This window comes from Xanthomonas sp. WHRI 8932A (genome assembly GCF_035012785.1).
Classification (GTDB): Bacteria; Pseudomonadota; Gammaproteobacteria; order Xanthomonadales; family Xanthomonadaceae; genus Xanthomonas.
The window spans coordinates 259762-282773 of the sequence record NZ_JAYGQQ010000008.1 but is presented as its reverse complement, the minus strand read 5'-3'; the positions used below and the strand labels follow the sequence as shown (position 1 = coordinate 282773).

Genomic DNA, 23012 nt, shown 5'->3' with positions numbered 1-23012 from the left:
CGCGCCGGCCATGAGCTGCGGTATTGAAATGGTATGAGAAGCGGGGCGATTGGCTTCGTCAGGATCACGGTTGCGGTAGCAGCGAGCCCACCTGAAGCGGCGGCGAGACGGGCTGTATCGCCAGATGAAGCATGGGCGTACTCGACGCTCGACCAGCGCGCGGGGGCCATGACGAGAGCCGCAAAGACGCCACGCTCGCGCCGGAACCGACCTGAGCCATGGCACATCGGATGTAGCGGTCGCGCAGTCAGACTCGCATGCGGTCCACCGTGACAGGCGCAGGGCAGTTATCCCCACCGTTCCGTTTTGCCCCTAACGCGTCATCGCCGCGTGCATCAATCGATCGGCGTGTGTGGTGTTGGCGTCGTAGAAGTGCTGATGCGCGCGTCGACAGCGCCAGCACTTTCAGCAAGCGGCGGACGCCGACGCTACGCCAGTGACAAGCGCATTGCAGCCATTCCGTTCTGCCTGCAACACGGCATTGCCCAGCGCATCAATCGATCGGCGCATACGCTGTCAGCGTTGAAAAAAAACCTGATGCGCGCGTCAATGCCGTGAGCATTTTTCAGCACGCAGCAGAGGCGCCGCCACATCGAGGCGCCCCGCGCGAACGGCCTTACAGCGCGTCGCTATCCAGCTCGCCGGTGCGGATGCGCACTACGGTGCCAAGGTCGTACACAAAAACTTTGCCGTCGCCGATCTTGCCGGTGCCGGCGGCGGCCACGATGGCTTCGACCACGCGCTCGGCCTGGTCGTCGGTCACCGCCACTTCGATCTTCACCTTGGGCAGGAAATCGACCACGTACTCGGCACCGCGATACAGCTCGGTATGGCCCTTCTGCCGCCCGAAGCCCTTGACCTCGGTCACCGTGATGCCCGCCACGCCGCAGCCGGCGAGTGCTTCGCGCACATCGTCGAGCTTGAACGGTTTGACGATGGCCATGATCATTTTCATTGATGCAGATCCCAGGGCATGACGGGCGCGCAGCATACCGTGGACGGCTGCAACACTCACCCATGCTTAGAGCGGCTAACAAAACGTAGCGAGCAGTCGTCAGGTGGGTGTGGACGGCGCGGACGAACCGGAGTGTACGGGTGGTCCATGCCGCACCGAGCACCGGCGCACCCGCCTGGCGGTGAGCACAGTTGTTTTGTTCGCTGCTCTTAGCCGCCTTCACCGCGGCCCACAACCGAATGGGACTATCCTTACTGCCTGCCGACTGCCTTGCCGATGTCCCGTGTGTCCCGGCCTGCACTAGGCTTCCTACGGACCTGCGGAGAACACCATGATCGATTTCAATCAGCTCGACGACCTCGCCCGCCGCCTCAGCGACCTGGTGCCGCCGGGCCTGCGCCAATCGCGCGAAGAATTGCAGAGCACCTTCAAGGGCGCATTGCAGGCCGGCCTTGGCAAACTCGACCTGGTCACCCGCGAAGAATTCGATGTGCAACGCGCGGTACTGCTGCGCACGCGCGAAAAACTCGACGCACTGGAGCAGGCCGTCGCCGCACTGGAAGCGCGCGCACCGGGCGCATCGCCCAGTGCGGCACCCGGTTCCTCCGACACCCCCTGACGAGCCCTCCACCATGAGTCTGGCGCTGGTGCACAGCCGTGCCCGCGTAGGGGTGCACGCGCCTGAGGTTCGGGTGGAAGTGCATCTCTCCGGCGGCCTTCCTTCCACCCAGATCGTGGGCCTGCCCGAGGCGGCGGTGCGCGAATCACGCGAACGCGTGCGTGCCGCCTTGCTGTGCGCACAGTTCGAATTCCCGGCACGGCGCATCACCATCAATCTGGCGCCAGCGGATTTGCCCAAGGACGGCGGCCGCTTCGATCTGCCGATCGCGCTCGGCATCCTGGCTGCCAGCGGGCAGATCGACCGGCAGGCGCTGGCCGATTACGAATTCATCGGCGAGCTCGCGCTGACCGGCGAGTTGCGTGGCGTCGATGGCGTGCTGCCGGCCGCACTGGCCGCCGCGCAGGCCGGGCGACGGCTCATCGTGCCGCTGGCCAATGGCGCCGAGGCCGCCATTGCCGGGCACGTCCAGGCTTTCACCGCACGCACGTTGCTGGAAGTCTGCGCCGCCCTCAATGGCACACAGCAGGCGCCTGCTGCCGAACTGGCGGTGGCAGCGGTGGGCGCACGTGCCCTGCCCGACATGGCCGACGTGCGTGGCCAACCGCACGCACGCCGCGCACTGGAGATCGCCGCAGCCGGTGGCCATCACCTGCTGCTGGTCGGCAGCCCCGGATGCGGCAAGACCCTGCTCGCCTCGCGCCTACCTGGCCTGCTGCCGGAAGCCAGCGAAGCCGAAGCCCTGGAGACTGCCGCAATTACCTCCATCAGCGGCCGCGGACTGGACCTTGCCCGCTGGCGGCAGCGCCCCTACCGCGCCCCGCATCACACCGCCAGCGCCGTCGCACTGGTCGGCGGCGGCACGCATCCGCGCCCCGGAGAGATCTCGCTGGCCCATAACGGTGTGCTGTTTCTGGATGAACTTCCAGAGTGGCAACGACAGACGCTGGAGGTGCTGCGCGAGCCGTTGGAATCGGGTCTGGTCACGATCTCGCGGGCAGCGCGTAGCGTGGATTTCCCAGCACGGTTTCAACTGGTGGCGGCGATGAACCCATGTCCTTGCGGGTGGGCCGGCGATGGCAGCGGGCGGTGCCGCTGCAGCAGCGACAGCATCCTCCGCTATCGCAGCCGCATCTCCGGGCCGCTGCTGGACCGCATCGACCTGCATGTCGACGTGCCGCGGTTGCCGCCACAGGCATTGCGCAGCGGCAACCTGGGCGAAGACAGCGCCAGCGTGCGTGCGCGTGTGGTTGCCGCGCGGCAGCGCCAGCTCGCACGCAGCGCGCTGCCCAATGCGCAACTCGATCAGCCGGACACCGATCGCCATTGCCGGCTGCACAACGACGACCAACTGCTGCTGGAACGTGCGATCGAGCATCTGCAGCTGTCCGCGCGCTCGATGCATCGCATCCTGCGCGTGGCGCGCACCATTGCCGATCTGGACGACAGCGCCACCATTGCCACACGCCACCTGACCGAAGCGATCGGCTATCGCAAGCTGGATCGCGCACTGACTGCCGCCAGCGCGGCGTAGCGCGGCGCGGCGCGGCGCACAAAATGTAGCGAGCAGTCGTAAGGCGGGTGTGGACGGCGCACTCCAGAACCACAAGTAGACGAGTGGCCCATGTCGCACCAGAGCGCCGGCCACGCCCACATAGTGGTCGCACAGTAGTGTTGTGAGCCGCGCTTGTCTGGCTGCGCCGACAACGGTCGATCGCGCGCCACCGGGCGGAAGCAACCAACAGCTTATGCACGACGTCGACGACAAACAGGCACCGGCAGTGGCAGCACAAACGATGGCCAGCACCTGGCAGCCGGTCTGCGCGTCCCAACATCCACTTCATGGCCATGCACGTACAACGTCTGCCATCCCCTTGCGCAGAGGCTGTCATGAGCCGATTTCCCGAACTGATCACCGTTGCGTCGCTGGATCTGAACCGCTATCTCGGCACCTGGTACGAGATCGCCAGGTTGCCGATCCGCTTCGAGGATGCGGACTGTACCGATGTGTCGGCGCACTACTCGCTGCAAGACGACGGCACCGTGCGCGTGCAGAACCGCTGCCTGACCGCGGCCGGCGCGTTGGAGGAAGCGGTCGGTCAGGCGAGCGCCATCGACGCGACAAACGCCCGGCTCGAAGTGACTTTCCTGCCCGAAGGCCTGCGCTGGATTCCCTTCACCAAAGGCGATTACTGGGTGATGCGGGTCGATGCGGAATACACCACCGCATTGGTGGGCAGCCCTGATCGCAACTATCTGTGGCTGCTGGCGCGCCTGCCGCAGCTGGACGAAAACATCGCCCAGACCTACCTGGCACATGCGCGCGAACAAGGGTTCGACCTGGCGCCACTGATCCACACCCCGCACACCGGGCGGCTGACCGAGCAACCGCTTTCCTGAGGATGCGTGGCGATCACTGCTAGTGCGCGGCGCACGTCAGCCGCGGTCTGGGCATGCACTCCGCAAGGTGCGGCTGGTCCTCGACTCCCAGTACACCGCTGATCAGCGCGCGGCATGCACCACATGCCGACAGCACGCCCACACGCGCTGAGCGCGACGTGTTGTCAACGAAGTCGTCCTGCATCGGGCACACAAGTCAGGCATCGGTGCAAGCTGCCGGCAGCATTGCTAACTGAGGGCGGCTAACAAAACGACTACGCCGCCATCAGGCAGGCGCGGCCGGTGCTCGGTGCGGCATGGACCACTCGCAAACTCCGGCTCCGAGCGCGCCGTCCATACCCACCTAACGACTGCTCGCCACGTTTCGTTAGCCGATCCAAAGCGCCACTGCGATCGAGCACTCCGCTGCAGACAGACGCGGTGACTCAACCCCATACAACAACGGCCGGAGCATGGAAACCGCGCCGCACTAAGCTGCGCCGCTTCTCCGCTCCGGCCGCTTCGACCTCCGGCGATTACCGGGGCGACCAGGTCGCCCGTGTCATCAACCGTTGCAATCAACGGCCCTACTCAGCCGTTGAGCGTGCCCAGATCCTTGGCGGCAGCCTGCGCGCCTTCCAGGCTGTCGAAGGCCACGCCGGTATCGCCGACCACGTACTTGACCAGTTCGCCATCGCGCGTAGTTTCGTGCATCTTGAAGATCGGTATCGCATCGGTGCCGCCGACGCGTTCTTTCTGCGTTGTCATGGGTGATTCCTCCAGTGAGAGCGCCTTGCAGGGGACCGGGTGGTCCCGCAGCCCGCGTTGGCGAGCGCAGACGTACCGACCCTAACGCGCACCTGCGTGCAGGCGCGTGAATCCATTGGCTGTGGCAACTGCCGCAGCGCACATGCACCTGGCGGCAGAAAAATCACGTCGACTTCGCTCGACGGACGCGCGCAATGCACGCGTGTGTCGTACATTCGCGACGTGCAGCCTCATCCGTCCATATCTGTGGTCCACATCACGCCGGTACAGCGCGCCACGGCGCGCGGTAATCCGGCCGTGGCGTACGCGCAGATCGTGGTCCACCGCCCCGGTTACAGCAGGCCGCGCGCATGAGCTGGCCCCCATGCCGATGCGGGTGGTGACGTGAAGCGTCAACGCATCATCAGTCTGACCGTGCTGCTGGTGCTGCTGTGCGCAACGCTCCCGATCGGCCTGTCCTACTACCTGGCGTGGCGGCTGGCGTTGTCGCGCGAAGAAAGCAGACTCAGCCAGCTGGCAGCGCTGTCGATCCGGCGTACCGAAACCGCCTTCGACGAAGCGCATGGTGCCTTGCTGAGCATGGCCACCTCACGGATGCCGTCCTGCTCGCCGGCGCATCTGGCGCAGATGCGCGCGCTGGTGCTGACCAACCACTACATCGTGGAACTGGGACATTTCCAGCAACGCCGCTTGCGCTGTACCTCATGGGGGCAGCTGCCCGACAGCATCCCGCAGACCAGCCCGGACTTCGTGGTCAAGCGCGGCATCGCGGTGACCACCCGGCTGTTGCCGCTGGCCAATCCGCAGCATCCCTTGATGGCGCTGCAGCTTGGCGACTACAACGTCCTGATCAACCCGAACACGCTGACCGACATCAACATCCCGCCCGGCCTGCAGCTGGCGATCGGCACGCCCGACGGGCACCTTCTCAGCAGCACCGGCACCGCCGCCGAACAGTTGCTGGTGACGCCACGCGACGCCACCGACACCGACACCGACACCGACACCGACATCCGCAGCATCGCCGACGCGCAGGTGTTGTCCGGGCGCGACCGGCGCGGCGACTGGGCCGCGGTGGTCACCGAGCCTGCCGCCTATCTGCGCGGGCCGCTGGCCGCCGCACGGCTGCAGGTGGTGCCGGCCGGCATCGCGCTGGCGGTGCTGCTGGTCGGCCTGGTGCTGTGGGTCTCACGACGCCGCTTGTCGCCGCTGGCACGGTTGGAGATCGCGGTGCAGCGCTGCGAATTCATCGTGCACTACCAGCCCATCATTGCGCTCGACGACGGCCGTTGCGTCGGTGCCGAGGCGCTGGTGCGCTGGCAACAGCCGGATGGCGTGCTGGTGCCGCCGGATGCGTTCATTCCGCTGGCAGAAGAAAGCGGCCTGATCCTGCCGATCACCGATCTGGTAGTGGCCGAAGTGATCCGCGACCTCGGCCCCACCCTGGCCGCCGATCCCGCGCTGCATGTGGCCATCAACGTCTCGGCTGGCGACATCAAGAGCGGCCGTGTGCAGTCGGTACTGGCGCAGGCGCTGCAAGGCACCGGGGTGAACAGCGGGCAATTGTGGGTGGAGGCGACCGAGCGCAGCCTGATGGACATCGATGCGGCGCGCACCACCATCACCCATCTACGCGGTGCCGGCCATACGGTGTCGATCGACGACTTCGGCACCGGCTATTCGAGCCTGCAGTATCTGCAAGGCTTGCCACTGGATGCGTTGAAGATCGACAAGTCGTTCGTGGACACCATCGGCACCCACTCGGCCACCAGTTCGGTGACCGCGCACATCATCGAAATGGCCAAGACGTTGCAGCTACGTACGATTGCCGAAGGCGTGGAGCGCCAGGAGCAACTGGATTACCTGCGCGCACACGGCGTGGATCTTGCGCAGGGCTGGCTGTTCTCGCGCGCGCTGCCGGCGACCGGCTTCATCGCGTATCACGCGCAGGCGCGCAGCGTTGCGGCGCACGGTTTCAGATAGGCAACCACTGCCCTCAAGGCACCCGGCAAGCCGCTTCGATGCCTTGAAGACCAAACCCAGGATCTAAGCTGCACCATCGCGATGCTTGGCCCCAGCTGGCAAGATTGGGACGCTCAGGCTCATCGCCGTCATCGGGCTGAAATCCTGCAACCGCTGCAATCACTCACGATGTCGCCTGGTGTCGAAGTGACGCTCGCAACCACGGTGCTGTCGCTGGGCCCACCTCGTCAGTACACCGGATCGATGTCTATCGCTCGCCTAGCCGAGATGACGCGCGTCGTTGCATGCAGACACGTGGCCGCAGCGCTAACGCACAACTTGGCCTGCGTCGAAGTGGCGATCGCAACCACTGCGCTGTCGCTCAGCCACCCTCACCCGTGCACTGGAGCCGGATCCATCGCTCGCCAACGCCGGCCACACGCGTGGGCCGCATGCAGACGCGTAAGCGCAGCGCTCACCCACCACTTCTTGCTGCATTACTTGCCGTCGCGGCGATTGACCCACATCAAAAAAAAGGCCGCCAATGGCGGCCTTTCTCGTATCACTCAAGCGCTTTGCAGCGCAGCGCCGCGTTGGCGCACCGGCTTGGGCCGGCTCGGGAAGGCATGCCGCACGATCCGCCACATCACCTGGCCAAACTGACGCGGCAACGAGCCTGTGTTGTAGTGCTGCCCATAGCGCGCGCAGATCTGCTTCACCTCGACCGCAATCTGTGCGTAACGATTGGCCGGCAGATCCGGATAGAAATGGTGTTCGATCTGGTGGCTCAGATTGCCCGACAGCACGTTCATCAACTTGCCGCCGGTCAGATTCGACGAGCCGCGCAACTGACGCAGATACCAATGGCCGCGCGACTCGTTGCGGATCGATTCCTTCGGGAACACTTCCGCATCGGCGGTGAAGTGGCCGCAGAAAATGATCACGAACGTCCAGATGCTGCGCAGCATGTTGGCCGCCAGATTGCCCAGCAGCACGGTCAGGAAGAACGGGCCGGCCAGCAGCGGGAATACGATGTAGTCCTTGAGCATCTGGCGGCCGATCTTGCGGCCCACCGGCAGGAACGACGCGCGCAATTCGGCGGCCTTCATCTTGCCCGCGAACCAGCGGCCCAGGCGCAGGTCCTGGATGGCCACGCCCCATTCGAACAGCAGCGCAAACACCACCGCAATGAACGGCTGCACCAGGTAGAACGGGCGCCAGCGCTGCTCGGGGAAGATGCGCAGCAGGCCGTAGCCGATATCGTCATCCATGCCGCGCACGTTGGTATAGGTGTGGTGCTTGAAGTTGTGCGTCTTGCGCCAGTTGTCGCCGGTGGCAACGATGTCCCACTCGTAGGTGTTGCCGTTGAGCTGCGGGTCGCCCATCCAGTCGTACTGGCCGTGCATGACGTTGTGGCCCAGCTCCATGTTCTCCAGGATTTTGGACAGCGTCAGCAGCACCACGCCGGCAATCCAGGCCGGAATCAGCACGCTATGCACGAACGCGCCCAGAAACAGCAGCGCGCGGCCGGCCACGCCGGTCCAGCGCACGGCAGCCACGATGCGGCGGATGTAGCGCGCATCGGCGGCGCCTACCTGCCGCTGCACGCGGGCGCGGATGGCATCGAGTTCGTCGCCAAACGACTGCAGTTCGGCGGCGGACAGGGCACGGTTATGAACTCGGCTCATGAAGATTCCTTACAGATCCAGGATCAGGTCAGTGCTCGGGGCACTGATGCACAGGCGTACCTGTGCGGTGGGTTCGTTGCTGCGCTCACCGGTCAGCAGGTGGCGCGTGGTGCCGGACTGACGCGCGCAGGCGCAGCTGTTGCAGATGCCCATGCGGCAGCCGTGCTTCGGGCGCAGTCCTTGCGCTTCCAGCCCTTCCAGCAGCGACTGGCCGCGCGGCAGGGTGAGCGTACGGCCGCTGCGTGACAGCTGGACCTGGACGTCGCCGGTTTCGCCGTCGTCCAGCGTCGGCACGCTGAAGGCTTCGGCCTGAAACGCTGCTACCTGGCCTTCCAGCCGTGCACGCGCCGCCTGCACAAATCCGCCCGGGCCACAGGCCATGACGTGGCGTGCGGACAGATCGGCGATCTGCTCCAACGGATAGCTGTCAACGCGCGCCGCCGGCGTCGCACCCTCGCGGGTGGTCAGCACCTGCACGCGCAGACGCGAATGCGCGGCGGCCAGCGCCTCGAATTCGTCCAGAAAGCAGGCTTCGTCGCGCTGACGCACCCAGTACAGCAGGTCCACATCCACCGGCATGCCGGCGTGCGCGGCCGCACGCAGCAGCGCGCGCATCGGGGTGATGCCCGAGCCTGCGGCCAGCAGCAACAGCGGGGTGGGCGCGGCCGGCAGCAGCATGTCGCCAAAGGCCGGGTCCAGCGACACCACCGTGCCCAGCGCCGCATCGTGCGCCAGATAACGGCTCACCAGCCCGCCTTCGATCGCCTTGACGGTGATCGCCAGGCGGCCATCGGCCAGCACGGTGGGGCTGTAGCTGCGCAGCAGACGGCGGCCGTCGATCTCCACACCCACGCTGACGTGCTGGCCGGCCTGCAGGCCCTGCCAGTGGCCATTGGCCTGAAACACCAAGCTCACCGCGTCGCGGCTGGCGGTGTTGCGTTCGACCAGGCGGGCCATGGGCCGATCCAGCGTCCACAGCGGATTGATCCGGGTGGCCCAGAAATCGAACAGCTGTGGCGACACCAGCCGGCGCGCCAGCCGTGTAGGCAGCGGGGACTTGCTCTTGGGAGTGGGTGCCAGGCTCATAGGTTGCACTATACGCATGCATGCACACGCGTGTATACAGTTGTATATCGACCAGAGGGGCTATGATTCATCCCCACGCCCGGCTGCTGCCTCATGACCTCCATCGCCCTGCCTTCCCACGACGCGCCGCCGTCACGCAAGCCGGCGATTTCACGCGAGGACCTGATTGCCGCGGCGCTGTCGCTGATTGGCCCGCACCGCAGCCTGTCCACGCTGAGCCTGCGCGAAGTGGCACGCGAAGCCGGCATTGCGCCAAACAGCTTCTACCGCCAGTTCCGCGATATGGATGAGCTCGCGGTGTCCTTGATCGATCTGGCCGGGCGCTCGCTGCGCACCATCATCGGACAGGCGCGCCAGCGCGCCACCTCCACCGACCGCAGCGTCATCCGCGTGTCCGTGGAAGCGTTCATGGAGCAATTGCGCGCCGACGACAAGCTGCTGCACGTGCTGCTGCGCGAAGGCGCGGTGGGCTCGGACGCCTTCAAGCAGGCGGTTGAGCGCGAGCTGACCTATTTCGAAGACGAATTGCGCGTGGACCTGATCCGACTGGCCGCCGCCGACAACGCCAAGTTGCACGCACCGGCGCTGGTGTCCAAGGCGATCACCCGCCTGGTCTTTGCGATGGGCGCGGTGGCGATGGACTCGCCACCGGAAAAAGATCCGGAACTGATCGAACAGATTTCGCAGATGCTGCGCATGATCCTGACCGGCGCGCGCACGCTGGGCACGCACGGCGGCTGAGCGCGGCGCATCGCGCGTAGTGGTCAGGTAGGTCGGCGTTCTCATCACCGTGGCGCACGCCGCATGACGCACCAATCGCGTTCACCTGGCGCTGAGCTCCGTCGTTTTATTCGCCGCGCGCACTTGGTACGGCAGCCTGCTGCCGGCGCCCGGGTTGCGCTTTTCGTAGTGAATGACCGGACCCGCTGCTGTACGCGACTGGCACGAGGTCGGCAGCGACAACTGCCTTACATCATGGGTGCGACCGCACATTCCCAGACTCCACTAACCGCGCACCATCGGCCACGAATGCAACTGCACGCCCGACCGCATCCGTGTAATGGGAATACCCTTGTCTGCACAGCCGCGCATCGACAGTTCCTGCGCAACGCGTATCGATCATTATCCAATCGACCCGGCATTATCCATCGCGGATCGACCCTTTCAATCGCCACATTCCCAACGCCCGAAGAAAAACATAATCAATTATTTTCATAAAGTGCTTGCATAACCAAAATCCTGCAGGTAATGTTCGCGCCCTACGCAGCACTGCCTGCACCCGGACCTGACCCACGCTCATGCACACCAGCCATTTCATCGAACGCAATCGACTGCCCGGCGCGCTTCGCGCGGCATCGTTTGCGTGCACGGCCAAACAGGACGTGCGCACCATCACCGGCTGATGTCCTGATTCAAGGAGATCGGTCACCCGATCTCCGAGGCACGCGAACGCCCTCGGATACTGCATCCGGGGGCGTTTTTCGTTGTGCTTTCGTCGCGAACCTGTGGATGACCGCAGTTGAAACCCGGGCACGGACTGCCCGACAACAGGGATGTTGGATTGCCACGAGGCGCGTTAGCGCTGTGCCCAGGTTTCGGGCACGGGTGGTGTGTGGTCATGCACCAACTGAATGACCGTTTGAATAAAACGGCCATCGGAAACAGTGCGAAAGATTGTCAGCGGACTGGAGTTTATTCCAGCTGGTGCGCGCGGCTGTGCCGTGGCGTATACCGATCATCTTTCTGGTGTTTCTCGTTTTGGGTATCGGCTCGTGGTCGAGCGGCGGCACTATCCGCAGGCGCGGTTCAATTCCGCATTACCCACCACTGGATAGCTCAGAGGGTAGAGCAACAGATTTCTAATCTGTCTGTCGCGGGTTCGACTCCCGCTCCAAGCAATGACCTTCCCGGTCATATCGGGGACGCAAGTCCCTTTACGGAAACGCCCATGCTGCGTGCATTCAAGCAATGCATCGCGTGAATGCACGCAGCAGCGGCGACGTCGCCGGGCGCTTGCCCTGGACGCGTCACCCTGCGCTCAGCCCTGCTTTCGCAAACCATCGCGCAGCTGCGGCAACGCATCGGCAGGCGCCAACAGCGCAGCGTGCCCCGCACGGCCGCCGTCACCGGCGTTTCCACCTTCCAACGCCGCGTTGCATCGGCACACGTTTGGCCATCAGTCCGATCCGGGCGGCAAAACGGCAGTACCTACGGATCGGACCACCAGAGCCAACCCAAGGAGAAGTGTCATGTTCTGGACCAAGAGGGTCGTGATCGGCGACGGCGAGCGCGGCCTGGTGTATCGGAATCGTCGGTTCGAGCGCGTGCTCGTGCCCGGCGTCTACCGCCTGTTCGACCCGCTGAGCCGTACCGAAGTCAGCGTGCACAACATTCACAGTGGCGACGAGGTCGGCCGCGATGCCGACATGCTGATTGACACGCTGGGCGCCGCATTGCCGCAGCACTTCGTGCTGGCGGACATCGGCACCGCGCAAGTGGGCCTGCTGATCCGCAACGGCAAGCTCGACCAGGTCCTGGCACCGGGCACCCGCGCGCTGTATTGGCGCGGCGGCGCCACCGTCGAGGTGCAGAGCTTGCCGTTGGGCGACGGCCTGCAGGTGCCGGGCGATGTGCAGCGGCGCCTGCGTCAGCTCGGCACCGTGTCGCGCGTGGCCGTGTGCATGGACGTGCCCGCGAGTCGCAAGGGCTGGTGTTCGTCGACGGCAGGCTGATGGCACCCTTCGGCCCCGGTGCGTACGCGTTCTGGAATTTCCAGAAGAACGTGACCACCGAGGTGATCGACCTGCGTGTGCAATCGGTGGAGGTCTCCGGCCAGGAATTGCTGACGCGCGACAAGGTGTCGTTGCGGGTCAATCTGGCAGCGAGCATGCGCGTCACCGATGCGGTGGCAATGCGGACGCGTGTGGCCAAGGCGGGCGACTACCTGTACCGGGAATTGCAGTACGGGTTGCGCCGTGCGGTTGCGGCCAAGACGCTGGACGAATTGCTGGGCGACAAGGCATCGCTGGACGCGGATATTTTCGGCTACGTGCGTGGCAGCGTGGGCGGTTTCGGCATCGACGTGCTCGGCGTTGGGGTCAAGGACGTGATCCTGCCCGGTGAGATGCGCGAGATCCTCAATGCGGTCGTGCAGGCGGAAAAGCAGGCGCAAGCCAATGTGATCCGCAGGCGCGAAGAGGCCAATGCCACCCGCTCGCTGCTCAACACCGCCAAGCTGATCGAAGACAGCCCGGTGCTGATGCGATTGAAGGAGCTGGAGGCGCTGGAAAAGGTCACCGAAAAGATCGACAAGCTCACCGTGTTCGGCGGCCTGGATGGCGTGCTGAAGCAGTTGGTGACGCTCAGATAATCATGCGGGTGTGCGGCGAAAGGATTGGCCGCACACCCGCGCAAAGGAATGAACAGCATGAGTACTTCACAACACTTCGAATGGCTGCATGCCGAAGGCAGCACCACCCCGATCAAGGGCTGGGTGCGCGGCGTGCCGCTGGAAGAACAGGCGCATGCGCAGTTGCGCAATATCGCCGCCGTCCCGTTCGTCGGGCCGTGGGTGGCGGTGATGCCCGACGTGCACCTGGGCAAGGGCGCAACCGTGGGCTCGGTGATCCCGACCCGCGGCGCCATCATCCCGGCCGCGGTTGGCGTGGATATCGGCTGCGGCATGGCGGCGGTGCGCACCACCCTGCGTGCCAGCGACCTGCCGGACAACCTGGCGCAACTGCGCTCCAGCATCGAGCGTAGCGTGCCGGTCGGCAACGGCCGTGGCGGCGAGCATCGCAACCTGCCCGACAGCATCGACACGCGGATCGCGCAGTCGGGGCTGGTGCAGCGCCTGGAAGCGATCAAGCAGCAGCACAAGCGCATCCGCACCGACAAGCTGGCGTGCCAGATCGGTACGCTGGGCGGCGGCAACCACTTCATCGAACTTTGTCTGGACGAGACCGACGCGGTGTGGGTGATGTTGCACAGCGGCTCGCGTGGCACCGGCAACCTGATCGGTACCTACTTCATCGAGCGGGCGCGTGAGCAACTGGCACACCGCGTGCTGGGCTTTCATCTGCCCGACAAGGACCTGGCCTTCTTCATGCAGGGCGAGCCGTTGTTCGATGAGTATGTGGAAGCGGTGTCGTGGGCACAGGATTACGCGCGCGAAAATCGTGAAGCGATGATGGCGCGTGTGTTGGCGGAGATGCGTCACCGCCTGCCGAAGTTCCAGCTGGAGAAGCTGGCGGTCAACTGCCACCACAACTATGTGCAGAGGGAGACGCACCATGGCGAGGAATTGCTGATCACCCGTAAGGGCGCGGTGAGCGCACGTACCGGCGAGCTGGGCATCATTCCCGGCAGCATGGGCACGCGCAGCTACATCGTGCGCGGGTTGGGCAACGCAGAGAGCTTCCATAGCTGCAGCCACGGTGCGGGACGGGTGATGAGCCGAACCGCAGCGCGTGCACAGATCACTCTGGCTCAGCACCGCGAGGCGACTGCGCATGTGGAATGCCGCAAGGATGCGGCGGTGATCGACGAATCGCCAGCGGCATACAAGTCGATCGAGGCGGTGATGGCCGCGCAGCAGGATCTTGTCGAAGTGCTGCACACGCTGCGCCAGGTGGTGTGCATCAAGGGATAACCGAGGGCCGCAGTCGCGGCCCTCTTTCGCAATATTTTTTGCGATGTCGCGCTTGCAAGCTGTCGGCGAACTCATCCGCATATGCGAATGCACAGTTCAGTCATGTCGCGATGGCACTCACATCAAAGCACAAGCGTTTCACTCTTGCGCCGCCATGGTTGCGCCACGTTCGCGGCCTGTCTTCGCAGGCTGCATCCATCAGGTAACCGGAGGCGGCATGAGCAATCTCGACAAGCAGGAACGCAAAGCAGACGCACAGGATTTGAACCGCGACCCCATCTCCGGTGCCCCGGGCTCGCATCCGGTTGGTGTGGGTGTGGGCGGCCTCGCTGGCGGTGCGGCGGCAGGCGCACTGGCAGGCACGGTGTTTGGTCCGCTGGGCACGTTGATCGGTGCGGCCGCCGGCGTCGTGGCAGGCGCAGCTGCCGGTAAAGGCGTGGCCGAGCGCCTCGACCCGACCGTAGAAACCGAATACTGGCGCCAGGAGCATCAAAACCGCCCGTACTACAAAGAAGGCACCGACTACGACCGCGACTACGCCACCGTGTATGGCTTCGGCCTGCAGGCACGCGAGACGCGCCCCACCAGCACCTGGGAAGAAACAGAAGCCACGCTGGCGGGCGAGTGGCCGCGTCATCGTGGCGAATCGCGCCTGGAATGGGATGACGCACGTCTGGCTGCACGCGACGCGTGGGATCGCGCCGATCGCACCCACACCGTGTATCGCGATGGCGACACGCACTATGCCGGCCGTTTCGACAGCGCCAGCTACCGTGACAGCGAGTATTCGTATGACGACTATCGCCCTGCCTACCGCTACGGCATGCAGGCGCGTCAACAGCATGCCGGCCGCCAGTGGGACGACCACCTGGAACGCGACCTTGGCGATGGCTGGGACCGCTTCAAGGCGGACTCGCGTTTGACCTGGGAAAAGGCCAAGCACGCCGTGCGTGAGGCCTTCGATTCGGACCAGCATGGCGATGCGGCACGTCGCAACCCGACCGATCCACGCGTGTAACCCGTAGCTCGTCCAGAGCGCGGCGCATTTACCGCGCTAAACGCCAGTGATCCGCAGTAGACCAGACGGGCCCGCGAGGGCCCGTTTGTTTGTGAGGGTTGCGGTGGGCCATAACCTGCAGCGCCTTCGTAGCCTCTTGCGGCATCACGACGCCTTGCGCGTTCGGCATGCTCGGGATGGCCGCGCAACATGCTGCACCACGTGTGCCTGCACGGCGACGCAAACGCGCGACAGATCAACCGGACGTGTTTTCCACCGCCCGGATATCGCCGCGAAACGCTAGCGCGTCCTGCCCCGTTGACGCTGCGTCGCCCTGCTGCTTGAGCAGTTGCTTGCGTGCAGCCACCACTTCCTTGGCCAATGCAATCCGGCGGCCCACTACCATTTCGGTCAACCAATCGATCAGCGCGCGGGTGTATTCCTGCTGATGCTCCTTGACGCTCAACGCATGGTCGGCGCCGGCAATCACGCGCGCGGTCAGCGAACGCGCATTGACGAAGGCATCGGCATAGTTTCGCAGCACCGGATGCGGCACGATCACGTCGTTCTCGGCTTCGACCAGCAATACATCGCCGGTATACGCAGCGCAGGCCGCCAGCGCGATGTTGTCGTCGGGTGTCAGGGCACGTTGGCGGTATGCGGTCAGATCCGGATCGGCATTGAGGCTGACCTTGGGCTGGTCCCAATGCGCGTCCTTGTACAGCGCGGGCGAGCGCAATGCCAGCCACTCCACCGGGCGCTCGCGCGTCAGCAGCGCCGACAGGTAGCCGCCATAACTCAGGCCGACCACGGCGATCGACTGTTGATCCACATACGGAAGCCCCGCCAACTGATCGTAGGCGGCGATGATGTCCTGCAGGTTCTGGGCGCGGGTCACGGTCTGCCGCATCGAGGCATGGCCTTCGTGACCGCGTAGATCGAAGGTCAGGCAGATGCAGCCCAGGCCCACCGCCTCGCGCGCGCGCACCAGGCTGTGATGCTGGCTACCGCCCCAGCCATGGACGAACAGCACCGCAGGAATGCCGGTGGGCGTGAGCAAGGTGCCGCTGAGCGCGTCGTGATCGACCGCAATGTCGATGCTGGAAAGTTTGGCTTCCATCAGTCGGTTGAGACCCTTCGGTATTTGTAGCGCGGACCGGCGCCGGGCTGGGTTGCACGGTAATACACCTGCGCATCGGCCGGTGGTTCGCCCTCGTAGAGTTCGTGCGTGGATGCGTGCACCCAGTGCAGGCCGGCGTGCTGCTGGAAACAGGCGATCGCCGCCAGCTCGGCCGGCGTCGCACCACCAATCCGCCAGGATTGCTCCAGCACGCCGCAGACAGGCACCGCATGCGCATCTTCGCCAGTGACCACATCGTAATTGCGCCGCGAAATGTGCAGGCCGGCAGTAGCATTCGTGATGCAGCGATCGTAGCGGCACGCCTGTTCCACAACGCGCCGCTGCAACGGCGGCAATGCGGTGGCCAGCAGCGCTTCCAGCGAGCCGCGATGCACGTGCAGCGACGATCCGCCGTAGACCTCATCGCCCTGCGCATTGCGCACGCTGCATTGCGTGCCGTAATACGCGATCTGGATTCCTGCCACGCACAGCTCGCCCACGCTATGCGTCAGCGGCTGCAGGATATTGCGCTCGAGCACAGCGCCTTTGGTGCGCAGGTAATCCGCTGGCAGACCGTCCAGAGCCCGCACCAATTCGGCGGTATCGGCAATGCACCATTGCCCACTCCCACCCACGCCGGTGGGCAGCTTCAGACGCACCCCGCCGTCGGCCAGCAACAGGTCCAGCGCATGCAGCGCATCGTCCCGAGAAAACACCGTATAGCCAGGCAAGGTAGCCGGCACCAGCGCGGTCGCCAGCGCCTGATTCCAGCCATCGATTCGCGTTGCCGTCTCGCTGATCAATGGATGGCCGATGACCTTGGTGGCGATAAACGCGTGCGGCACAATGCCACCCAGCAAGCCGCCTGGATCGTGAATTCCCAATGCGTGGGCCTGTTCGGTGGTCAAGGTGTCGTCGGGCACGTGCAAGGTGCGGTGCCCGATACCTTCATCGATCATCGCAACATCGGACAGACCGCCATCATGTGCGCCCAGCAGGCGTGCAATTTCGCTGCACACCCAGGCATGCGTGGCGCGCTCGTGTCCATCGGCAGACACCATGCGTGTGGCGTATCCACGCACCCACTCATATGACGGATCTGCCATCACATCCCCTTACGGCAAGGCCGCATTCCGGCGCCAGCCTCGTTGCGGCCGAGGGGCGCAGTGCGATGTTGCAGGTACGCGTCTGCGCTTATTTCAAGGCCAGATAGAGGCCTACCACGATCAGCACCACCACGATCAAACTGATGGCCATTCGCCCACCGCGCAGTTCCAATAAGGCATGCCACCACACGCGCGCTTCTGGTGTACCACTGGCATGGCGCGGCTTCCCACGACTGCTTTCACTCTCCTGCATCCTGTCTGCTCTCTCCATTACGTCGCCGCCTACCTTACGGATCAGACGTTACACAGGTGTGGAGCGGTTCAGAATCTTCCGTAAAATGCGGCACCGCACGCGTGTTTTTGCACCAAAAGCATGCGCATTGAAGGCGCCGATACGGTGGCGACTGACACAGTGCGCATCGCTGCGCTGCCGCCCATCAATTGTGTGTGGCCAATCAGCGCGCGAGGCTAGCGTCCTGGCAAGCGGCATACATCGCACCGATGCCTGTGCATGCAACGCGTGTAGAGAGGCGAAAACAAGCTGACCAATTAAGCGTCGCCCGTTGAAATCGCAGGCAATGGTTGCGTTCGATGATCATCCGTTGACATACCCGCAGTTACTCTGCACGTCAAGTTTGTTTAATCCCGGAACGCCCCAAGTCATGAGCAGAGACCCATCCGTCATCGATGTACAAGCCGAAATCGCGCATTGGCAGGCGCGGCACGCCCAAGGAAATCTGGGCGCAGGCAAGTTCAGCGAATTGTCACCGGTGGTGAAAATGGCCTGCGATATCTATCTGCAGGCACCGCGTTCAAGCGATCAGGAACGTCTGCGTCTGTTTCGCGACCGCCTTGAGCATCACTTCATTTCATCCAGTACGCAGTCCAACTACGAACAGTTGGCAACCGACTGCTGGCAGCGCCTGGGCGCGCGCAACAGTTGAGCACCCACGTAATACGCAAGACCCGTTATTCATTGGAGATCGTCATGAAAACCCCGTATCAAGTGCAGCAGGAGCTGGAACGATTGGAGCGGTTGGTACCGCACATCATCAGCGACCAAGGCGACCGCGCGGAGGAAATCCTTGGCTTCCATGTGGCCAGCCTGCTGGGCAGCGCGCCTATCAGCGAACACGCCATGATTCGCGAGCGCACGACGCGCATGGCGCGGCAATGCCGCACCGCGCAGGACGCGATCCGCACACCGATCAGACCCCTGAGCATGACACCGCTCGCCCAGCCGCAGTGGGCCTGAGCAACGCACTACCGGAGCCGCGCAGCGGCTCCTTTACATTTCATCGTCGGCACTGCCGACTCAGCCCGAGACATTCATGAAATCCACTTTTGTTGCTGCATCGTTGCTGGCCATGCTGACCCTTACCGCCTGCGATCGCCCCGGTGGCGATACCTCGCGCACTGCACCGGCAGTGTCGCCGGAACCCACCGCCGCGCCGGTGAGCGGGAGCGGGGCCACCGAACTTGCCAAGGGCGATGGCGGCGCGCTGGGCGTGCTGGCTGCGATCGATGAGAACGAGATTGCGCTGGCCAAGCAGGCCATCGAGCAAGACCTGGGCGGCGCCACCGGCGAATTCGCCCAGCAGATGTTGCACGACCACGAAGCCAACCTCGAGAAGACCAAGGCGCTGGGCGCCAAGGACAGCCCGCGTGCGGACGCGCTGCACGCCAAGGGCAAAGCCGCCGTAGAGGCATTGTCCAAGACGCTGACCCTGCCGGACGGCAAGGATGCGTATCGCAACGCCTTCATGCGCACGATGGTCATCGACCATGGCGACACCATCAAGATCATCGATTCCGAACTGCTGCCCGCCGCAGAGAGCGCACCGGTCAAGCAGCACCTGGAAGAGACCCGTCGTGTGGTGTCGGCGCACTTCGAACGTGCCCACGCGGTATCGTCGTCGAGGTAAGCGCACCACCCTTGCACCCTGCAACGCGCCGGCCTGTCCGGCGCGTTTGCGTTTGGCGGTAGCAGTGCGTCGAGCGCATTGCTGCATCACCGTGCTCGACACGCCAGCCGCGACTGCAGGCGCCCGCATCCACGCCACCGTCCCGATCCAGCTGCACCAAGATATCGGCCACAGCATCGGCAAGATTCCCAGCGCTCCGCGTGCCAGCTTCACTTCGCTTCGGTCTGCCCTGGCCTATGGTGCCGCATCGACTCGGCCCAGGAACCTCACATGCGCTTGCTCATCACCGGCGGCACCGGCTTCATCGGCCAGGCCTTGTGTCCCGCGCTGCTGCACGCCGGCCATCAGGTCAGCGTGCTGACGCGCGACACCCGTCGCGCCAGCCGTACCCTACCCGGCGTGACCGCTGTCGACACGCTGGACGGGGTGCAGGCCGATGCCGTCATCAACCTGGCCGGCGAACCGCTGGCCGCCGGCCGCTGGACCGATGCGCGCAAGCAACGCTTTCGCGATTCGCGACTGGGCATCACCCGCCAACTGCACGACTGGATGGCGCAGCAGGCACCCGAGCAGCGGCCATCAGTGCTGATCTCCGGTTCGGCGGTGGGCTATTACGGCGAGCGCGGCGACACGGTGTTGACCGAAGCAGATGCCGCGGGCGACGACTTTTCGGCGGTGCTGTGCCGCGACTGGGAAGCGGAAGCCGCCTGCATCGGCACGCTTGGCCCACGCGTGAGCTGGGTGCGCACCGGCATCGTGCTGGACCGCGATGGCGGCGCGCTGGCACGCATGCTGCCGGCGTTTCAGCTGGGCGGCGGCGGGCCGTTCGGCAACGGCCGGAACTGGATGAGCTGGATCCACCGTGCCGACATGGTGGCGCTGCTGGTCTGGCTGCTGCAGCACGGCCAGCCCGGCGCCTACAACGCCACCGCGCCCAACCCGGCCAGCAATGCCGAGTTCGCGCGCACCCTCGCCAAGGTGCTTCACCGACCGGCGCTGCTGGCGCTGCCGGCCGGGCTGCTGCGGCTGGGCTTCGGCGAAATGGCCGACCTGCTGCTGATCAGCCAGCGCGTGCTGCCGCAGCGCGCGCTCGACGCCGGATTCCGCTTCCAGTACCCGCAACTGGAGCCGGCGCTGCGCGCGATCCTGCAGCGCTGAGCTAACCGCCGGCCCAAGCGCCCCCGGGCCTGCCGGCCGCCCATCGGGTACGCAACCGCGCCAGATGGGGCATGCACTAATATTTCCCTAACGCGCATCTTCGACAGTGCTGCGGATCTCGGATTGCCCGATACCCGGCGGACCCTATATGCACCTGCTCCTTGTCGAAGACGACACCATGTTGGCCAATGCCATCTGCGACGGCGTACGCCAGCAGAGCTGGACCATCGACCATGTCGGCAGCGCCAACGCGGCCAAGACCGCACTGGTGGATCACCGCTACACCGCGGTGCTGCTGGATATCGGCCTGCCCGGCGAATCCGGGCTGACGGTGATCCGCTTCATGCGCAGCCACTACGACGCCACCCCGGTGATTGCCTTGACCGCGCGCGGCCAGCTCACCGACCGCATCCGCGGGCTGGATGCCGGCGCCGACGATTACCTGGTCAAGCCCTTCCAGTTCGACGAGCTGATGGCGCGGCTGCGCGCGATCACCCGCCGCAGCCAGGGCCGCGTGGTGCCGGTGCTCAACCAGGGCGATGTCTGCGTGGATCCGAGCAGCCGCAAGGTCACCCGCGCCGGTACCTGGGTAGCGTTGAGCGCGCATGAATATCGCTTGCTGCTGGCATTGATGGAACGTGCCGGGCGCGTGGTCACCAAGGATCAGCTGGAAGAAGGCGTGTATGGCGGCCCGTCGGAAGGCGGCAGCAACATGATTGCGGTGTATGTGCATCAGTTGCGGCGCAAACTGGGCGACCAGCTGATTTCCACCGTCTATGGCCAGGGCTATATGGTCGGCAAGGCGCCCGAATGAAATCCTTGCAGGCGCGCATGCTGGCGGCGTTGGCGGCCATCGTTCTGCTGAGCTGGTCCACGTCGCTATGGATTCTGATTGCGCTGGTCACCCAGGGCCATCACAGCGTGGTCGAGCAGGAACTCAATCTGCTCGGCGACCGCTTGGTCAGCACCTTGCCCGATGCGCTGCAGCACCACTTCGACACACCCGCAACGGCATCCAACGACGCGAACATCGACGCCCCGCTCGGCAATGTGTCCTCGCGCATAAGCTTCAAGCAGACCCTGATTGCGATGGTGCTCAACACCCTGCAGCTGGGCATTCTTGGCCTGTTGGTGTGGTGGGCGGTGCGTACCTCGCTGCGACCGTTACGCAGCATTTCGTGCGCCATCGCACAGCGCACCGGGCTTGAAACCGAACCGGTGCCGCTGGATCAGGTACCCGATGAAATCCGCCCGCTGATCACTTCCTTCAACACCCTGTTGGCACGTGTCGAAAAAGCGGTGCAGGCCGAGCGCGACTTCGTAGCCGATGCCGCACACGAGTTGCGCACACCACTGTCGGCGCTGCACGCCTATGCAGAAGTCGCCCTGCGTGCGCCCACGCTGGAGGCCAAGGACGCCGCGCTGCGTCAGCTGCTGGAGACCGCGCGCCGCAGCAACCGCTTGGCCGAGCAGTTGCTGGATCTGGCACGACTGGATGCCGGCATCAGTTCGGCTGCCTATCACCAGGTGGAGATGGGCGAATTGATTTCGCATGTACTGGACGAATTCAGCGTGCAGGCCGACGCGCGCCGGATCAATCTGCATGTGGAGGCATCGCCGTGTCTGGTGCGTTGCGATGTGGATGCGGTGGGCATCCTGATCCGCAATCTGGTCGATAACGCCATCCGCTACGGGCGCAGCTGCGGCACGGTGGAAGTCAGTTGCGGCTACTGCCTGCGTGCCGATGTGCTGCACCCGTTCGTACAGGTGAGCGACGACGGCCCGGGTGTGCCGGAGTCCGCACATGCGTCCATTTTCGAGCGCTTTTATCGTGTGCCGGGCAGCGAAGTGCAGGGTAGCGGGATCGGGCTGTCGTTGGTGGCGGGCATTGCGCGCCTGCATGGCGCGACGATCGAAACCTGCGAAGGCAACGAAGGACGCGGCCTGTGTGTCCGCACGGTGTTTGCCGGCGATGGCGCGCCGACGGCCAAGAACAGCTGAAACAACCTGGCAGGCGACCGCCACGCGAGTGTGGACGGCGTATTGAAAGCGGGATGGACGCTTGGTCCTTGCCGATTCCGTGCGCGAGATGATCGGGATCGAGCCAGCAAAACAGCACTGTCGGACGCAGCACACAACGCCATCGCCGGTTGTAGATCACCGCGCCCATCTGGTGGGCGCGCACTGGTTTTGGTGATCGCGCCAAACGGTCAGGTGCGATGGTAGCGGCGCCCTGTTCGCTTCCAATAACTTTCTAAACCTGCCTGCCTAGAGTGCACTCACCGCACGCATCCAGGATGCATGGTGATGATTCGCTCGACCCGCTCCACCCCACGCGCTTTAACCGTGCTGTCGCAATTGGCCATGCAAACCGCGGCCAACGACAGCGTGATCGCGTCTACCACTGCGTTGATACCGGCAACGGAATTTCGCTGCGGCCGCACCGGCACGCGCAACCGCGACATCTGGTGCGCGTTGCCGGATATCCGCAGCGCGCGCCAGATACGTCGTTTGCAACGTCGAGCCACACGCAGCGTGTTGTTCACTTCCGCGGGTGCGGTCTTTGCACTGGCGCTGCTGCGTTTTCTGCTGCATTGA

Annotated in this window: 23 protein-coding genes, 1 tRNA gene, 3 other RNA genes and 1 pseudogene; 18 read left to right on the top strand and 10 right to left on the bottom strand. The window is 64.7% G+C overall.

Features of this window, described 5'->3' with window-relative positions; translation table 11 throughout:
• Positions 1–330 precede the first annotated feature (330 nt).
• Complete coding sequence (locus VC212_RS15080; RefSeq protein WP_153066789.1) at positions 331–558, top strand: hypothetical protein; 228 nt, start codon at positions 331–333, stop codon at positions 556–558.
• 58 nt (positions 559–616) lie between these two features.
• Here VC212_RS15080 and VC212_RS15075 read toward each other — a convergent pair whose 3' ends face one another.
• Together VC212_RS15075 and VC212_RS15070 are read right to left on the bottom strand one after the other, a co-directional pair.
• Positions 617–991, bottom strand: coding sequence for a P-II family nitrogen regulator (locus tag VC212_RS15075; RefSeq protein WP_202863455.1), 375 nt, complete (start codon positions 989–991; stop codon positions 617–619).
• Between the two features lie 37 nt (positions 992–1028).
• Positions 1029–1104, bottom strand: a non-coding RNA gene (locus VC212_RS15070) — sX9 sRNA.
• Positions 1105–1286: 182 nt separating this feature from the next.
• On the opposite strand from VC212_RS15070, the gene VC212_RS15065 reads away from it, so the two are divergent.
• Together VC212_RS15065 and VC212_RS15060 are read left to right on the top strand one after the other, a co-directional pair.
• Entirely contained in the window at positions 1287–1574 is a 288-nt protein-coding gene (locus VC212_RS15065; RefSeq protein WP_055847344.1) for an accessory factor UbiK family protein, read from the top strand.
• Positions 1575–1587: 13 nt separating this feature from the next.
• Positions 1588–3108, top strand: a complete 1521-nt coding sequence (locus VC212_RS15060) for a YifB family Mg chelatase-like AAA ATPase (protein ID WP_323526236.1) — start codon at positions 1588–1590, stop codon at positions 3106–3108.
• Positions 3109–3121: 13 nt separating this feature from the next.
• Here VC212_RS15060 and VC212_RS15055 read toward each other — a convergent pair.
• Positions 3122–3200: non-coding RNA, sX9 sRNA (locus VC212_RS15055), on the bottom strand.
• 264 nt (positions 3201–3464) lie between these two features.
• On the opposite strand from VC212_RS15055, the gene VC212_RS15050 reads away from it, so the two are divergent.
• Together VC212_RS15050 and VC212_RS15045 are read left to right on the top strand one after the other, a co-directional pair.
• Positions 3465–3974, top strand: coding sequence for a lipocalin family protein (locus tag VC212_RS15050; RefSeq protein ID WP_323526235.1), 510 nt, complete (start codon positions 3465–3467; stop codon positions 3972–3974).
• Between the two features lie 296 nt (positions 3975–4270).
• A non-coding RNA gene (locus VC212_RS15045) (sX9 sRNA) lies at positions 4271–4347 on the top strand.
• Positions 4348–4544: 197 nt separating this feature from the next.
• On the opposite strand, the gene VC212_RS15040 is transcribed toward VC212_RS15045, so the two are convergent.
• A complete protein-coding gene (locus VC212_RS15040) occupies positions 4545–4721 on the bottom strand; it encodes a hypothetical protein (protein WP_323526234.1) in 177 nt (58 codons plus the stop codon).
• Between the two features lie 384 nt (positions 4722–5105).
• On the opposite strand from VC212_RS15040, the gene VC212_RS15035 reads away from it, so the two are divergent.
• Positions 5106–6704 (top strand): EAL domain-containing protein, encoded by a 1599-nt coding sequence (locus tag VC212_RS15035; RefSeq protein WP_323526233.1) that lies wholly within the window; start codon positions 5106–5108, stop codon positions 6702–6704.
• Between the two features lie 545 nt (positions 6705–7249).
• Here VC212_RS15035 and VC212_RS15030 read toward each other — a convergent pair.
• Together VC212_RS15030 and VC212_RS15025 are read right to left on the bottom strand one after the other, a co-directional pair.
• Positions 7250–8371 (bottom strand): acyl-CoA desaturase, encoded by a 1122-nt coding sequence (locus VC212_RS15030; RefSeq protein WP_115514138.1) that lies wholly within the window; start codon positions 8369–8371, stop codon positions 7250–7252.
• A 9-nt stretch (positions 8372–8380) separates the two neighbouring features.
• Positions 8381–9457, bottom strand: coding sequence for a ferredoxin reductase (locus VC212_RS15025; RefSeq protein ID WP_323526232.1), 1077 nt, complete (start codon positions 9455–9457; stop codon positions 8381–8383).
• Positions 9458–9550: 93 nt separating this feature from the next.
• Here VC212_RS15025 and fabR point away from each other — a divergent pair, with 93 nt between their 5' ends.
• Positions 9551–10198: an HTH-type transcriptional repressor FabR gene (fabR, locus tag VC212_RS15020; RefSeq protein WP_055847328.1), complete on the top strand. Its 648-nt coding sequence runs from the start codon at positions 9551–9553 to the stop codon at positions 10196–10198.
• Between the two features lie 400 nt (positions 10199–10598).
• Here fabR and VC212_RS15015 read toward each other — a convergent pair whose 3' ends face one another.
• Positions 10599–10886, bottom strand: a complete 288-nt coding sequence (locus VC212_RS15015) for a hypothetical protein (RefSeq protein WP_323526231.1) — start codon at positions 10884–10886, stop codon at positions 10599–10601.
• A gap of 399 nt (positions 10887–11285) precedes the next feature.
• Between VC212_RS15015 and VC212_RS15010 the strand changes: the two genes are divergently transcribed.
• From VC212_RS15010 to VC212_RS14995, 4 genes and pseudogenes are all read left to right on the top strand, one after another.
• A tRNA-Arg gene (locus VC212_RS15010) sits at positions 11286–11352 on the top strand.
• 354 nt (positions 11353–11706) lie between these two features.
• A pseudogene (locus tag VC212_RS15005) lies at positions 11707–12827 on the top strand (slipin family protein).
• Between the two features lie 57 nt (positions 12828–12884).
• The gene (locus VC212_RS15000; RefSeq protein WP_161963173.1) at positions 12885–14108 is read left to right on the top strand and encodes an RtcB family protein; all 1224 of its coding nucleotides are present in this window, start codon (positions 12885–12887) and stop codon (positions 14106–14108) included.
• Between the two features lie 217 nt (positions 14109–14325).
• Positions 14326–15126: a hypothetical protein gene (locus tag VC212_RS14995; protein WP_323526230.1), complete on the top strand. Its 801-nt coding sequence runs from the start codon at positions 14326–14328 to the stop codon at positions 15124–15126.
• Between the two features lie 235 nt (positions 15127–15361).
• Here the strand turns inward: VC212_RS14995 and VC212_RS14990 are convergent, their stop codons facing one another.
• The 3 genes from VC212_RS14990 to VC212_RS14980 form a co-directional block, all read right to left on the bottom strand.
• On the bottom strand, positions 15362–16225 hold the full coding sequence (locus VC212_RS14990) for an alpha/beta fold hydrolase (protein WP_055847320.1): 864 nt from the start codon (positions 16223–16225) through the stop codon (positions 15362–15364).
• A complete protein-coding gene (locus VC212_RS14985) occupies positions 16225–17331 on the bottom strand; it encodes a DUF3182 family protein (protein ID WP_323526229.1) in 1107 nt (368 codons plus the stop codon). Before VC212_RS14985 ends, VC212_RS14990 begins: the two co-directional genes overlap by 1 nt.
• An 88-nt stretch (positions 17332–17419) precedes the next feature.
• Complete coding sequence (locus VC212_RS14980) at positions 17420–17584, bottom strand: hypothetical protein (protein WP_164497025.1); 165 nt, start codon at positions 17582–17584, stop codon at positions 17420–17422.
• Between the two features lie 409 nt (positions 17585–17993).
• Between VC212_RS14980 and VC212_RS14975 the strand changes: the two genes are divergently transcribed.
• The 7 genes from VC212_RS14975 to VC212_RS14945 all read left to right on the top strand — a co-directional run bounded on the left by VC212_RS14975 (position 17994) and on the right by VC212_RS14945 (position 23012).
• A complete protein-coding gene (locus VC212_RS14975) occupies positions 17994–18275 on the top strand; it encodes a hypothetical protein (RefSeq protein ID WP_003486531.1) in 282 nt (93 codons plus the stop codon).
• A gap of 44 nt (positions 18276–18319) precedes the next feature.
• Positions 18320–18586 (top strand): hypothetical protein, encoded by a 267-nt coding sequence (locus VC212_RS14970; RefSeq protein ID WP_161964748.1) that lies wholly within the window; start codon positions 18320–18322, stop codon positions 18584–18586.
• Between the two features lie 76 nt (positions 18587–18662).
• Positions 18663–19256, top strand: a complete 594-nt coding sequence (locus VC212_RS14965; protein ID WP_055847310.1) for a DUF4142 domain-containing protein — start codon at positions 18663–18665, stop codon at positions 19254–19256.
• A gap of 270 nt (positions 19257–19526) precedes the next feature.
• Positions 19527–20414: a TIGR01777 family oxidoreductase gene (locus VC212_RS14960; protein WP_323526228.1), complete on the top strand. Its 888-nt coding sequence runs from the start codon at positions 19527–19529 to the stop codon at positions 20412–20414.
• A 148-nt stretch (positions 20415–20562) separates the two neighbouring features.
• On the top strand, positions 20563–21228 hold the full coding sequence (locus tag VC212_RS14955; protein ID WP_055847304.1) for a response regulator transcription factor: 666 nt from the start codon (positions 20563–20565) through the stop codon (positions 21226–21228).
• Positions 21225–22415, top strand: coding sequence for an ATP-binding protein (locus tag VC212_RS14950; protein WP_323526227.1), 1191 nt, complete (start codon positions 21225–21227; stop codon positions 22413–22415). Before VC212_RS14955 ends, VC212_RS14950 begins: the two co-directional genes overlap by 4 nt.
• A 363-nt stretch (positions 22416–22778) precedes the next feature.
• The gene (locus VC212_RS14945) at positions 22779–23012 is read left to right on the top strand and encodes a hypothetical protein (RefSeq protein ID WP_323526256.1); all 234 of its coding nucleotides are present in this window, start codon (positions 22779–22781) and stop codon (positions 23010–23012) included.